Consider the following 11,876-nt stretch of genomic DNA (forward strand, 5'->3'; position numbering starts at 1 on the left):
CAGCCCTGACACTACGCAGCGCAAAAAAAGCTGCTCAATGTCAGGGCTGAGTTTGTTAAATATTTGTCCCGTTCGATATGAGCGATTTTTGGTATTCTTTTCCCATGAGGTTATGTACAACCTGCTCCAGGATAACCCTGTATTGGAGCAAAGATATGACAATTTCAAATTCGAATTTATTGAAACCGTTTATTACTGGTACTGAGTTGCCGCCTTTTAAAGAGGATGTCTTTTCTAAAACAGAAGAACAATTTAAAAAAAGCCCCCATGGCAAATTGCTTTTCATTTCCGGAAATGAAAACTTAGTAAACATTTCAGCGGAAAAAATCGATGAAATAAAAAATAGCAAAGATTTCTTTTCAAATATTGTAAATATAATAATTTTACTCATTAAGCATCCTGAAAAAATTCTGCCCATTCTTCATGGTTGTCCTGTAGAGTCCATCGAACTCATTAAGAATGCGAAACGAACGGGGCAATGGTCATATGAGATGACTGATAAGAACGGGCAGAGTATTGAAGTGTCCTATATTTTCACTGATACCATAGATAATAATTATGATGGAAAATTATGCTTAAAAATCTGTAACTCCTGCAACCAAAATGATTCTAGTACACATGAATATAAAATAGATCATCAACAGTTGAAAAATCACATAAGGCAACTTGAGGAGTGGGCCCTTCTTGAAAAGTTTTATGATAGCAACGCTTATTATTCTAAACGTACAAAACAATTAGAGAAGAAAATTGCCGATGCGGGGTTTATAGCAGGGAAGGTTAATGCCGATAACTTTAATGTAAAAGAGTTTAGAGCCGATATAGCCTCGATGCTTTGTGAACAGCCCCCCATGCGAACACACCAGATTTCTTCATCCGGATACTTATCTGCCGATAAAGTGCCCGATCTCTATAAGACAAATTTGAAAGACGCGCAGAGAGATCTGAAAACAACACCGGTTGACATCGATGGTGTTAGTCTAAAATCAAAAACTCGGGAAAAAATTGCGGAAAAAATTGCGAAAAAAACTGAGGAAGAAAATGCGAAAAAAACAGCGGAAATAATTGCGAAACAAAATGCGAAGACCATTGAGGAGAAGAATAGTGAAAAAAACAAGAAAGAATCAAATCCTGAGGATAATTTTGTCTTAAAATTCTCACCGGAAGAAATCAATGAGATGCTCCTGGATTACAGCGATGAAGAACAAAAAAAATTAAGACCTTTTTTCACTAGTGATCACATCTATTGTTTGTTTGATGCTTTTAGTCAGGATTTGCATAATGTTGCTCGTAATGGCAGTCCACGGTATGCAGGTTTACTACGTCAAATAGCATCCAAGACTGCGAAATTACAAGATATTGATCAACTATTGTTCTGGCGCACGTTTTCAGGAGGGGTCTTCCATCGACGTATCTCTGTGAACAGCGAGCCAGAAAAGACAGATGTATGGCGATTCAGTAGCCAATTTGATTTTCCACATATAAATGAAAACGGAGAGTTATCCAGAACGGTACTCATGTTCGAGGGGGTTGCTGAAAGCAACTTTAAAGATATCGCCAATCATTCCAGCGAATGTTTTACTTACAGTTGTTATGCCGCCCCGCTGGATGCGAATGCTAAAAAATAGTGACGCCGGAGTTTGAAGTTTCAGAGCGCCTTGCGTGACGCCTGCGCCATCATCCGCGGATAAAACTGCCAGAAGCGGGTTTCGAGAGCATCGTAATGGGCGTCTAAATCGTACCAGGAGTCACGCAGGGCATCCAGACGTGGGCGACGGCTTGCCATGCCGTTTAACACGTTCTGGATGAAATCCATATCGCGATAGCGCACCAGCCACTGCTCTGACCATAAGTAGTTGTTCAGATTGATAAAGCGTGGCGGTGAGTCCGGCAAAATCGTCATCACTTGCTCGCGGGCATAACAAACAAATTCCTGTAGTGGAAAGTCCGGCGACAGCTGCGACCAGTGGCGGGAAAGAAAGTGATCCCACATGACATCCAGGGTAATAGGCGCAACGCGGCGGGTTTCACTACGAAACCACTCCCGTGCTTCGCGGACTTCCGGCAGATTGTCAGTCAATACGTCGATACGTCGATGCATATGAATGCCAGCCACGACGTCGGGCGGAAAACTTTCTTCAGGATTTCCGCGTACGAAATCAGCCAGCAAATTGCCGGAAAGCGAGCTTTCCGCCAGGTGAGCTAGATGCAGGTGAGCTAAAAAATTCATATACACTTCATCCTTCAAACTGCCTCTTCGTTGGCTGCCTTCACTCACCCCAGTCACTTACTTAATGTAAGCTCCTGGGGACTCATTCAGTTGCCATCTCGATGCATCTTGAATGATTTTGTGTATAGATTATGTCATCCATCAAGGAGGGTAAAGGTTGCAGGGAGAGCGCCCCGGCACTAGACTACCTGCCTCTTATTTTAGTCTGAGTCAGTGTCATGCGCGTTACCGATTTCTCCTTTGAATTGCCCGAATCCCTGATTGCCCACTATCCCATGCCTGAACGCAGTAGCTGTCGTTTACTGTCGCTGGACGGGCCGACGGGCGCGCTGACGCACGGTACTTTCACCGATTTACTCGATAAGCTCAACCCCGGCGATCTTCTGGTTTTTAATAATACCCGCGTGATCCCGGCGCGCCTGTTTGGGCGTAAAGCCAGCGGCGGCAAGATTGAAGTGCTGGTTGAGCGGATGCTCGACGACAAACGCATTCTTGCGCATATTCGCGCCTCGAAAGCGCCAAAACCTGGCGCAGAACTGCTGCTGGGCGATGACGAAAGTATCAACGCAACGATGACCGCGCGCCACGGCGCACTGTTTGAAGTCGAATTTAATGATGATCGTTCGGTACTGGATATCCTCAACAGCATCGGCCATATGCCACTGCCGCCGTATATCGACCGTCCGGACGAAGACGCTGACCGCGAACTTTATCAAACCGTTTATAGCGAAAAACCGGGCGCGGTTGCAGCCCCGACCGCTGGTCTGCATTTTGACGAGCCTTTGCTGGAAAAATTGCGCGCCAAAGGCGTGGAGATGGCGTTTGTGACGTTGCACGTTGGTGCGGGTACTTTCCAGCCGGTGCGCGTCGACACCATTGAAGATCACATCATGCACTCGGAATACGCTGAAGTGCCGCAGGATGTGGTAGACGCGGTACTGGCGGCGAAAGCGCGCGGTAACCGGGTGATTGCGGTTGGCACCACTTCTGTACGTTCGTTGGAAAGCGCGGCTCAGGCAGCGAAAAACGATCTCATTGAACCGTTCTTCGACGATACCCAAATCTTTATCTATCCGGGCTTCCAGTACAAAGTGGTCGATGCGCTGGTGACGAACTTCCACTTGCCAGAGTCGACGCTGATTATGCTGGTTTCGGCCTTTGCCGGTTATCAACACACCATGAACGCCTATAAAGCAGCGGTAGAAGAGAAATATCGCTTTTTTAGTTACGGTGATGCGATGTTTATCACGTACAATCCGCAGGCAATTAATGAGCGCGTCGGGGAGTAATTCCGCGGCGCTGGTTTAAAACGTTGGACTGTTTTTCTGACGTAGTGGAGAAAAAATGAAATTTGAACTGGACACCACCGACGGTCGCGCACGCCGTGGCCGCCTGGTCTTTGATCGTGGCGTAGTGGAAACGCCTTGTTTTATGCCTGTTGGCACCTACGGCACTGTAAAAGGGATGACGCCGGAAGAAGTTGAAGCCACTGGCGCACAAATTATTCTCGGTAACACCTTCCACCTGTGGCTGCGCCCGGGCCAGGAAATCATGAAACTGCATGGCGATTTGCACGATTTTATGCAGTGGAAAGGCCCGATTCTTACCGACTCCGGCGGCTTCCAGGTCTTCAGCCTTGGTGATATTCGTAAAATCACCGAACAGGGCGTGCACTTCCGTAACCCGATCAACGGCGACCCGATTTTCCTCGACCCGGAAAAGTCGATGGAGATTCAGTACGATCTTGGTTCGGATATCGTCATGATCTTTGATGAGTGTACGCCGTATCCTGCTGACTGGGATTACGCAAAACGCTCCATGGAGATGTCTCTGCGTTGGGCGAAGCGTAGCCGTGAGCGTTTTGACAGTCTCGGAAACAAAAATGCGCTGTTTGGTATCATTCAGGGCAGCGTTTACGAAGATTTACGTGATATTTCTGTTAAAGGTCTGGTAGATATCGGTTTTGATGGCTACGCTGTCGGCGGTCTGGCTGTGGGTGAGCCGAAAGCAGATATGCACCGCATTCTGGAGCATGTATGCCCGCAAATTCCGGCAGACAAACCGCGTTACCTGATGGGCGTTGGTAAACCAGAAGACCTGGTTGAAGGTGTGCGTCGCGGTATCGATATGTTTGACTGCGTAATGCCAACCCGCAACGCCCGAAATGGTCATTTGTTCGTGACCGATGGCGTGGTGAAAATCCGCAATGCGAAGTATAAGAGCGATACTGGCCCACTCGATCCTGAGTGTGATTGCTACACCTGTCGCAATTATTCACGCGCTTACTTGCATCATCTCGACCGTTGCAACGAAATATTAGGCGCGCGACTCAATACCATTCATAACCTTCGTTACTACCAGCGTTTGATGGCGGGTTTACGCAAGGCTATTGAAGAGGGTAAATTAGAGAGCTTCGTAACTGATTTTTACCAGCGTCAGGGGCGAGAAGTACCACCTTTGAACGTTGATTAATATTAATAATGAGGGAAATTTAATGAGCTTTTTTATTTCTGATGCGGTAGCGGCAACGGGTGCACCGGCGCAAGGTAGCCCGATGTCTTTGATTTTGATGCTGGTGGTATTCGGTCTGATTTTCTATTTCATGATCCTGCGTCCACAGCAGAAGCGCACCAAAGAACACAAAAAGCTGATGGACTCCATTGCCAAAGGTGATGAAGTTCTGACGAACGGTGGCCTGGTTGGTCGCGTAACCAAAGTAGCGGAAAACGGCTACATTGCTATCGCGCTGAATGACACCACTGAAGTAGTTATTAAACGTGACTTCGTAGCTGCCGTCCTGCCGAAAGGCACCATGAAGGCGCTGTAATTAAAATTTTTCCCTAAGGGAATTGCCGTGTTAAACCGTTATCCTTTGTGGAAGTACGTCATGCTGATCGTGGTGATTGTCATCGGTCTGCTGTATGCGCTTCCCAACCTGTTTGGTGAGGATCCGGCTGTTCAGATCACTGGTGCGCGCGGAGTCGCCGCCAGTGAGCAAACGCTGATCCAGGTCCAGAAAACGTTACAAGAAGAAAAAATAACTGCTAAGTCTGTGGCACTGGAAGAGGGCGCTATTCTTGCGCGCTTCGACTCCACTGACACCCAACTGCGCGCTCGTGAAGCATTAATGGGCGTTATGGGTGACAAATACGTCGTGGCGCTTAACCTTGCCCCGGCAACGCCGCGCTGGCTGGCAGCTATTCACGCTGAGCCGATGAAGCTCGGCCTTGACCTGCGTGGCGGCGTTCACTTCCTGATGGAAGTGGATATGGACACCGCGCTTGGCAAACTCCAGGAACAAAACATCGATAGCCTGCGCAGCGACCTGCGCGAAAAGGGCATCCCGTATACCACCGTTCGTAAAGAAAACAACTACGGCCTGAGCATCACTTTCCGCGATGCTAAAGCTCGTGATGAAGCCATTGCGTATCTGAGCAAGCGCCATCCGGACCTGGTGATTAGCAGCCAGGGCAGCAACCAGCTGCGTGCGGTAATGAGCGATGCTCGCCTGAGTGAAGCGCGTGAATATGCGGTGCAGCAGAACATTAATATCCTGCGTAACCGTGTAAACCAACTTGGTGTGGCGGAGCCGGTGGTTCAGCGTCAGGGTGCTGACCGTATCGTTGTTGAACTGCCAGGTATTCAGGACACCGCGCGTGCGAAAGAGATTCTGGGTGCGACGGCAACGCTGGAATTCCGTCTGGTAAACACCAACGTTGATCAGGCCGCAGCGGCTTCCGGCCGCGTACCGGGCGACTCTGAAGTGAAACAGACCCGCGAAGGTCAGCCGGTTGTGCTGTACAAACGCGTAATTCTGACCGGTGACCATATCACTGACTCCACTTCCAGCCAGGACGAATACAACCAGCCGCAGGTTAACATCTCGCTCGATAGCGCTGGTGGTAACATTATGTCTAACTTCACCAAGGACAACATCGGCAAACCGATGGCGACCCTGTTTGTGGAGTACAAAGACAGCGGTAAGAAAGATGCAAATGGTCGTGCGGTTCTGGTGAAACAGGAAGAGGTGATTAACATCGCCAACATCCAGTCTCGTCTGGGTAACAGCTTCCGTATCACCGGCATCAACAACCCGAACGAAGCCCGTCAGCTGTCACTGCTGCTGCGTGCCGGTGCGTTGATCGCGCCGATTCAGATTGTTGAAGAACGTACCATTGGCCCGACCCTGGGTATGCAGAACATTGAGCAGGGGCTGGAGGCTTGCCTTGCCGGTCTGCTGGTTTCTATTCTGTTCATGATCATCTTCTATAAGAAGTTTGGTCTGATTGCGACCAGTGCTCTGATTGCCAACTTGATCTTGATTGTCGGCATTATGTCGCTGTTGCCAGGCGCAACGCTGAGTATGCCAGGTATCGCGGGTATCGTCTTAACCCTTGCGGTAGCGGTCGATGCGAACGTACTTATCAACGAACGTATTAAAGAAGAGTTGAGCAACGGACGTACTGTTCAACAGGCAATTGATGAAGGTTATCGTGGCGCATTCAGTTCCATCTTCGATGCGAACATCACCACGCTGATTAAAGTCATCATCCTGTACGCAGTGGGTACCGGGGCAATTAAAGGGTTCGCGATTACTACCGGTATCGGTGTGGCGACGTCGATGTTTACCGCGATTGTCGGTACGCGTGCCATCGTAAACCTGCTATATGGCGGCAAGCGCGTCAAGAAGCTGTCAATCTGAGGAGTGCGATGTGGCACAGGAATATACTGTTGAACAACTAAACCACGGCCGTAAAGTCTATGACTTTATGCGCTGGGACTACTGGGCTTTTGGCATCTCTGGTCTGCTGTTAATCGCCGCTATCGTTATTATGGGCGTGCGCGGCTTTAACTGGGGGCTGGATTTCACCGGTGGTACGGTTATCGAAATTACGCTCGAAAAACCGGCTGAAATTGACGTAATGCGTGATGCATTGCAAAAAGCCGGTTTTGAAGAGCCGATGCTGCAAAACTTTGGTAGCAGCCACGACATCATGGTCCGTATGCCGCCTGCTGAAGGCGAAACCGGCGGTCAGGTGCTGGGCAGCCAGGTTCTGAAGGTGATTAACGAATCCACCAATCAGAATGCGGCAGTGAAGCGTATTGAGTTCGTCGGTCCGAGCGTGGGGGCAGACCTTGCGCAAACCGGTGCGATGGCGTTGATGGCGGCGCTGCTATCTATCCTCGTGTACGTAGGTTTCCGCTTTGAGTGGCGACTGGCGGCAGGGGTTGTTATTGCGCTGGCGCACGACGTTATCATTACGCTGGGTATTTTGTCGTTATTCCATATCGAGATTGACCTGACCATTGTGGCATCGTTGATGTCGGTTATCGGTTACTCGCTTAACGACAGTATCGTGGTATCGGACCGTATTCGCGAAAACTTCCGCAAGATCCGTCGCGGTACGCCTTACGAAATCTTTAACGTGTCCTTGACCCAGACGCTGCACCGTACCTTGATCACATCCGGTACTACCTTGATGGTTATCCTGATGCTGTACCTCTTCGGTGGTCCGGTACTGGAAGGCTTCTCGCTGACCATGCTTATCGGTGTTTCCATCGGTACTGCATCTTCCATCTACGTAGCATCGGCGCTGGCTCTGAAACTGGGTATGAAGCGCGAACACATGCTGCAGCAGAAAGTGGAAAAAGAAGGGGCGGATCAGCCGTCAATTCTGCCGTAATCAAGTTCCCGTTGATGTTGAAAATCCCGGTCAGAAGATCGGGATTTTTTTTGATGTATGGAGATTGCGAAAATCCCCGCATCTTGGGAAACTGCGCGTAACCCTACATTTCATCCAGGTAACTTTTCATGGCTATCATCCCTAAAAACTATGCGCGGTTAGAAAGCGGCTATCGCGAAAAAGCATTAAAAATCTATCCGTGGGTCTGCGGTCGCTGTTCTCGCGAGTTTGTTTATTCCAACCTGCGTGAACTTACCGTTCACCACATTGATCACGACCATACCAATAACCCGGAAGACGGCAGTAACTGGGAGTTATTGTGTCTTTATTGCCACGATCACGAGCATTCAAAATATACCGAAGCAGATCAGTATGGTACGACCGTTATCGCAGGGGAAGATGCGCAGAAAGATGTCGGTGAAGCGAAGTACAACCCATTCGCTGACCTGAAAGCGATGATGAACAAGAAGAAGTGATAAAAAATGCCGGATATGGAATCCGGCATTCTCACAATTAGAAGTTGTAACCTACTACCAGGTAACCACCCCAGCCGGTAGAGCGAACGTTGAAGTTGCCGTTGCCGAAGTTCAGTTCTGCATCGTCGTTCCACTGACCACCGTCGTGCCAGTAACGAGCTACGACAGAGTAGTGCCAGTGATCGTAGTTCAGAGCCAGAATATGGCTGGAAGCGATGGAGTTATTGGTACGGGTCTTAATACCGTTGATTGCATTACCGCTGTCATCCCCTAAATCGGAACCCCAGTCGAAGTTGGTGAAGCCGATGTAGCTCAGCTGACCGCCCCACAGATCGGTAATCGGCACAAAGTATTTAATTTTGAAACGGTAACCGTCCCACTCGTTTTCATTCGCTGCGCCATAGTTCTGCCACTGGTATTTCGCATAGACGTTCATGGACAGGCTCATCGGCAGGCCAGTATCGATATCGGTACCCAGACCCATGTACCAGGTGCTCTGGCGACCATCTTTATTACGACCCATGTCGTAAATGTAGTTGTTCGCGAAGTACCACTCTTTGAACGGACCAAAGCTAAGGTCAGTATTGGTCAGCTTGTCGATGGAGAAACGTGGTTCGATTTCCATAAACAGCGGAGAACCGTGGTTCCAGATACCTTTTGCATCGGAGTTACCGCCGAAGAATACCGGCGCATCCGCATAACCATAGAAGTCGAACCAGTCTTTTTTAGCGAATGCTTCGTACTCAAGGTAGGTATCGTTGCGGATCTGCGGTCCGAAACGGGTGTGATAGCTTCCGACAACGTTAACGCTCTGGTGCCACCAGTCGGAAAGATACTGCGGTTTGTCGTTTTCAGCTGCGTTGACAGTAAAAGACGAAGAGAGCGCCAGTACCGCACCGGCTGCCAGTAATGTTTTTTTCATATGTATGCCACTGTTTGAAAATCCCTTGCGGGAGTGAAAAAGGCGCAAATTGCGTTTCTAAATATTTCGTATACAGAGGAGCCTATTATAAAAATCATTGCTCACAAAAATATGTTTCGTTTCACAGTTCTATCATTTACGTAATCGATTGCGTTCACGTTTACACACATTCGGGCGGGGATTGTACTGACTTTCACCCTTGTTGCAAACTTTTACTATCAATCCAGGTGATGTAAGCGGAGTAACAAAATGACGGGAAAAGATGTTGCGGGACGCACAAAATCGCCCCGCGATACGTTTACTGCATAACAGGTTGAATGTCGTGGATACGTAAAAAGCCTAACTGATCCATAGAAATACCCTTTAACTGTAACGGAATATCAACATCGCTGGGGGCGAGGACGCTGGCAGGGGCGTTAATCAATTGATTCTGCACATTGATTTCCTGAAAGTTGTCTATTGTTCCCTGAATTTGCCCATATTCAACAGTTCCGCTGAATGCGGGCAAGGGATCATTCGACTCGCCCTCAATACGTAGCGTCAGGGTGGTGCCATCTATATCAGGCGTAATATTCACCAGCGACATACGTAAAGTACCGATCTGGCTTTCCAGTCTTGCTGGTGTTTTCGCTCCAGGCAGAAGGTAAACCCCACTGCTGGATTTTGCATTCAGCCTGTTTTGCTGAGTGATTTTTACCGTTTCTTTATTGAGTTGCGTCATCTCCTGGTTCAGTGTGCTGACGCTGTGTTTCATCTGCCGCACTTCGCTTTGCTGCACACAGGCGCTAAGGCTAAACAGGCTTCCCAGCAGGAGCAGTCGAAAAACGTTAGTATTCATAGGTCGTCCCTTTCTCGTCGCAATTAGCCTAATGGTAGAGGGTAAAAGCAGCGAAAGCATCGATCCTTTATCTCAAAAGCGTTGCGCCTTTGTTGTATCGTCAGTTCAGGGTAAAATAGATTTCTGTTAACCACCTGGTCAGGACGCCGTATGCATTGCCCATTCTGTTTCGCCGTGGACACTAAGGTAATTGACTCTCGTCTCGTGGGCGAGGGCTCATCTGTACGCCGCCGTCGGCAGTGTCTGGTGTGTAATGAACGTTTCACCACCTTTGAAGTGGCGGAGCTGGTTATGCCGCGTGTTGTAAAAAGCAACGACGTGCGTGAACCGTTTAATGAAGAGAAATTGCGTAGCGGAATGCTGCGGGCGCTGGAAAAACGTCCGGTGAGTTCCGATGACGTCGAAATGGCAATCAATCATATTAAATCGCAGCTGCGCGCCACCGGTGAGCGCGAAGTGCCGAGCAAGATGATTGGCAATCTGGTGATGGAGCAATTGAAAAAGCTCGATAAAGTCGCCTATATCCGTTTTGCCTCTGTCTACCGCAGTTTCGAAGATATCAAAGAATTTGGCGAAGAGATCGCGCGCCTGGAGGACTAAGCCGTGCAGGACGAGTATTACATGGCGCGGGCGCTAAAGCTGGCGCAACGAGGACGTTTTACCACGCATCCCAACCCGAATGTCGGGTGCGTCATTGTCAAAGATGGCGAAATTGTCGGTGAAGGTTACCATCACCGTGCTGGTGAACCACACGCCGAAGTACATGCGTTGCGTATGGCTGGAGAAAAAGCCAAAGGTGCGACTGCGTATGTGACACTCGAACCTTGCAGCCATCACGGCCGTACGCCGCCTTGCTGTGATGCATTAATTGCCGCAGGTGTGGCGCGCGTGGTTGCCTCGATGCAAGATCCTAACCCGCAGGTCGCTGGGCGAGGGCTATATCGTCTGCAACAGGCTGGCATTGACGTCAGCCACGGGCTGATGATGAGTGAAGCCGAGCAATTGAATAAAGGCTTTCTCAAGCGGATGCGCACCGGCTTTCCTTATATTCAATTAAAACTTGGCGCATCGCTTGATGGCCGCACGGCGATGGCGAGCGGCGAAAGCCAGTGGATCACTTCGCCTCAGGCGCGGCGCGACGTACAACGACTGCGCGCACAAAGTCATGCCATTTTAACCAGCAGTGCCACGGTGCTGGCGGATGATCCGGCCTTAACGGTGCGTTGGTCTGAACTGGATGAACAAACTCAGGGGCTCTACCCGCAACACAATCTCCGCCAGCCGGTACGTATTGTGATTGATAGCCAAAATCGCGTGACGCCGGAACATCGCATTGTGCAGCAGCCCGGCGAAACCTGGTTCGCGCGTACGCAGGAAGATTCTCGTGAGTGGCCGGAAACGGTGCGTACCTTGCTGATTCCAGAGCATAAAGGTCATCTGGATCTGGTTGTACTAATGATGCAACTGGGTAAACAGCAAATTAACAGCATCTGGGTGGAAGCGGGGCCAACGCTCGCTGGCGCATTGCTGCAGGCGGGTTTAGTCGATGAGCTGATTGTCTATATCGCACCTAAACTATTAGGCAGCGACGCCCGTGGATTATGCATACTACCAGGGCTTGAGAAATTAGCTGACGCCCTCCAATTTAAATTCAAAGAGATACGTCATGTAGGCCCGGATGTTTGCCTGCATTTAGTGGGTGCATGATCTCCCGGCTCGAAAGGGAAGC

General features: G+C 49.5%; 12 protein-coding genes. 9 read left to right on the top strand and 3 right to left on the bottom strand.

Annotated features, from left to right (window positions below; translation table 11 throughout):
- Positions 1 to 155: 155 nt before the first annotated feature.
- Positions 156 to 1,625 carry a hypothetical protein gene (locus G434_RS03980; RefSeq protein WP_000155935.1) on the top strand — a complete coding sequence of 490 codons (1,470 nt, stop codon included), beginning with the start codon at positions 156 to 158 and terminating at the stop codon, positions 1,623 to 1,625.
- Between the two features lie 20 nt (positions 1,626 to 1,645).
- Here the strand turns inward: G434_RS03980 and acpH are convergent, their stop codons facing one another.
- The gene (gene acpH / locus G434_RS03975; protein ID WP_001009885.1) at positions 1,646 to 2,227 is read right to left on the bottom strand and encodes an ACP phosphodiesterase; all 582 of its coding nucleotides are present in this window, start codon (positions 2,225 to 2,227) and stop codon (positions 1,646 to 1,648) included.
- A gap of 218 nt (positions 2,228 to 2,445) precedes the next feature.
- Between acpH and queA the strand changes: the two genes are divergently transcribed.
- From queA to yajD, 6 genes are all read left to right on the top strand, one after another.
- Positions 2,446 to 3,516 carry a tRNA preQ1(34) S-adenosylmethionine ribosyltransferase-isomerase QueA gene (gene queA, locus G434_RS03970; protein WP_001266492.1) on the top strand — a complete coding sequence of 357 codons (1,071 nt, stop codon included), beginning with the start codon at positions 2,446 to 2,448 and terminating at the stop codon, positions 3,514 to 3,516.
- Positions 3,517 to 3,571: 55 nt separating this feature from the next.
- Positions 3,572 to 4,699 (top strand): tRNA guanosine(34) transglycosylase Tgt, encoded by a 1,128-nt coding sequence (gene tgt, locus G434_RS03965; protein ID WP_000667319.1) that lies wholly within the window; start codon positions 3,572 to 3,574, stop codon positions 4,697 to 4,699.
- A gap of 22 nt (positions 4,700 to 4,721) precedes the next feature.
- The gene (gene yajC / locus G434_RS03960) at positions 4,722 to 5,054 is read left to right on the top strand and encodes a preprotein translocase subunit YajC (protein WP_000007629.1); all 333 of its coding nucleotides are present in this window, start codon (positions 4,722 to 4,724) and stop codon (positions 5,052 to 5,054) included.
- A 27-nt stretch (positions 5,055 to 5,081) separates the two neighbouring features.
- On the top strand, positions 5,082 to 6,929 hold the full coding sequence (gene secD, locus G434_RS03955) for a protein translocase subunit SecD (RefSeq protein ID WP_000934822.1): 1,848 nt from the start codon (positions 5,082 to 5,084) through the stop codon (positions 6,927 to 6,929).
- Between the two features lie 10 nt (positions 6,930 to 6,939).
- On the top strand, positions 6,940 to 7,911 hold the full coding sequence (secF, locus tag G434_RS03950; RefSeq protein ID WP_000046637.1) for a protein translocase subunit SecF: 972 nt from the start codon (positions 6,940 to 6,942) through the stop codon (positions 7,909 to 7,911).
- A gap of 128 nt (positions 7,912 to 8,039) precedes the next feature.
- On the top strand, positions 8,040 to 8,387 hold the full coding sequence (yajD, locus tag G434_RS03945) for an HNH nuclease YajD (protein WP_000974813.1): 348 nt from the start codon (positions 8,040 to 8,042) through the stop codon (positions 8,385 to 8,387).
- A 37-nt stretch (positions 8,388 to 8,424) separates the two neighbouring features.
- Here yajD and tsx read toward each other — a convergent pair whose 3' ends face one another.
- The gene (gene tsx, locus G434_RS03940) at positions 8,425 to 9,309 is read right to left on the bottom strand and encodes a nucleoside-specific channel-forming protein Tsx (protein ID WP_001295328.1); all 885 of its coding nucleotides are present in this window, start codon (positions 9,307 to 9,309) and stop codon (positions 8,425 to 8,427) included.
- 298 nt (positions 9,310 to 9,607) lie between these two features.
- Positions 9,608 to 10,147: a SadB/YajI family lipoprotein gene (locus tag G434_RS03935; RefSeq protein WP_001309302.1), complete on the bottom strand. Its 540-nt coding sequence runs from the start codon at positions 10,145 to 10,147 to the stop codon at positions 9,608 to 9,610.
- A 150-nt stretch (positions 10,148 to 10,297) separates the two neighbouring features.
- Here G434_RS03935 and nrdR point away from each other — a divergent pair, with 150 nt between their 5' ends.
- Positions 10,298 to 10,747 (top strand): transcriptional regulator NrdR, encoded by a 450-nt coding sequence (gene nrdR / locus G434_RS03930; RefSeq protein WP_000543535.1) that lies wholly within the window; start codon positions 10,298 to 10,300, stop codon positions 10,745 to 10,747.
- Positions 10,748 to 10,750: 3 nt separating this feature from the next.
- A complete protein-coding gene (gene ribD, locus G434_RS03925) occupies positions 10,751 to 11,854 on the top strand; it encodes a bifunctional diaminohydroxyphosphoribosylaminopyrimidine deaminase/5-amino-6-(5-phosphoribosylamino)uracil reductase RibD (RefSeq protein ID WP_001150417.1) in 1,104 nt (367 codons plus the stop codon).
- Positions 11,855 to 11,876 lie beyond the last annotated feature (22 nt).

The sequence above is a fragment of the Escherichia sp. KTE172 genome, assembly GCF_000408845.1.
Lineage (GTDB): Bacteria > Pseudomonadota > Gammaproteobacteria > Enterobacterales > Enterobacteriaceae > Escherichia > Escherichia coli.